Annotated in this window: 1 rRNA gene; it reads right to left on the bottom strand. The window is 54.7% G+C overall.

Annotation, left to right across the window (positions count from 1 at the left end):
- Window positions 1–1662: ribosomal RNA gene (locus KI363_RS21500) — 23S ribosomal RNA — on the bottom strand; the annotation flags it as partial.

The raw sequence follows: 1662 nt of genomic DNA, 5'->3' as shown, positions 1-1662 counted from the left end.
GATTAAGTCCTTGACCGATTAGTATCCGTCAGCTACATGTGTCACCACACTTCTACCTCGGACCTATCAACCTGATCATCTTTCAGGGGTCTTAAGGCTTGCGCCTAGGGAAATCTCATCTTGAGGGGGGCTTCATGCTTAGATGCTTTCAGCACTTATCCCTTCCGCACATAGCTACCCAGCTATGCCTCTGGCGAGACAACTGGTACACCAGCGGTGCGTCCATCCCGGTCCTCTCGTACTAAGGACAGCTCCTCTCAAATTTCCTGCGCCCGCGACGGATAGGGACCGAACTGTCTCACGACGTTCTGAACCCAGCTCGCGTACCGCTTTAATGGGCGAACAGCCCAACCCTTGGGACCGACTACAGCCCCAGGATGCGATGAGCCGACATCGAGGTGCCAAACCTCCCCGTCGATGTGAACTCTTGGGGGAGATAAGCCTGTTATCCCCGGGGTAGCTTTTATCCGTTGAGCGATGGCCCTTCCATGCGGAACCACCGGATCACTAAGCCCGACTTTCGTCCCTGCTCGACTTGTAGGTCTCGCAGTCAAGCTCCCTTGTGCCTTTACACTCTGCGAATGATTTCCAACCATTCTGAGGGAACCTTTGGGCGCCTCCGTTACTTTTTAGGAGGCGACCGCCCCAGTCAAACTGCCTGCCAGACACTGTCTCCCACCCGGATTACGGGCGTGGGTTAGAAGGTCAGTACAGCAAGGGTAGTATCCCACCGATGCCTCCACAGAAGCTGGCGCTCCTGTTTCTACGGCTCCTACCTATCCTGTACAAGCTGCACCGACATTCAATATCAGGCTGCAGTAAAGCTCCACGGGGTCTTTCCGTCCTGTCGCGGGTAACCTGCATCTTCACAGGTACTATAATTTCACCGAGTCTCTCGTTGAGACAGTGCCCAGATCGTTGCGCCTTTCGTGCGGGTCGGAACTTACCCGACAAGGAATTTCGCTACCTTAGGACCGTTATAGTTACGGCCGCCGTTTACTGGGGCTTCAATTCGCACCTTCAGGCAAAGCCTTAAGCGCTCCTCTTAACCTTCCAGCACCGGGCAGGCGTCAGCCCCTATACTTCGCCTTGCGGCTTTGCAGAGACCTGTGTTTTTGCTAAACAGTCGCCTGGGCCTATTCACTGCGGCTCTCTTGGGCTTTCACCCATAAGAGCACCCCTTCTCCCGAAGTTACGGGGTCATTTTGCCGAGTTCCTTAACGAGAGTTCTCTCGATCACCTTAGGATTCTCTCCTCGCCTACCTGTGTCGGTTTGCGGTACGGGCACCTCCCGCCTCGCTAGAGGCTTTTCTTGGCAGTGTGGAATCAGGAACTTCGGTACTTTATTTCCCTCGCCATTACCGCTCCGCTTTAAAGAGAAGGATTTGCCTCCTCTTCAGCCTAACGGCTTGGACACAGCATTCCAGCGCTGTGCTTACCCTATCCTCCTGCGTCCCCCCATTACTCAAACGGCGGGGAGGTGGTACAGGAATATCGACCTGTTATCCATCGCCTACGCTTTTCAGCCTCGGCTTAGGTCCCGACTAACCCTGAGCGGACGAGCCTTCCTCAGGAAACCTTAGGCATTCGGTGGAAGGGATTCTCACCCTTCTTTCGCTACTCATACCGGCATTCTCACTTCCAAGCGCTCCACTAGTCCTT

The sequence above is a fragment of the Lederbergia ruris genome (genome assembly GCF_018332955.1).
Taxonomy (GTDB): domain Bacteria; phylum Bacillota; class Bacilli; order Bacillales; family Bacillaceae_C; genus Lederbergia; species Lederbergia ruris.
The sequence above is the reverse complement of the archived record's forward strand: the minus strand, read 5'-3'. Positions and strand labels throughout refer to the sequence as shown.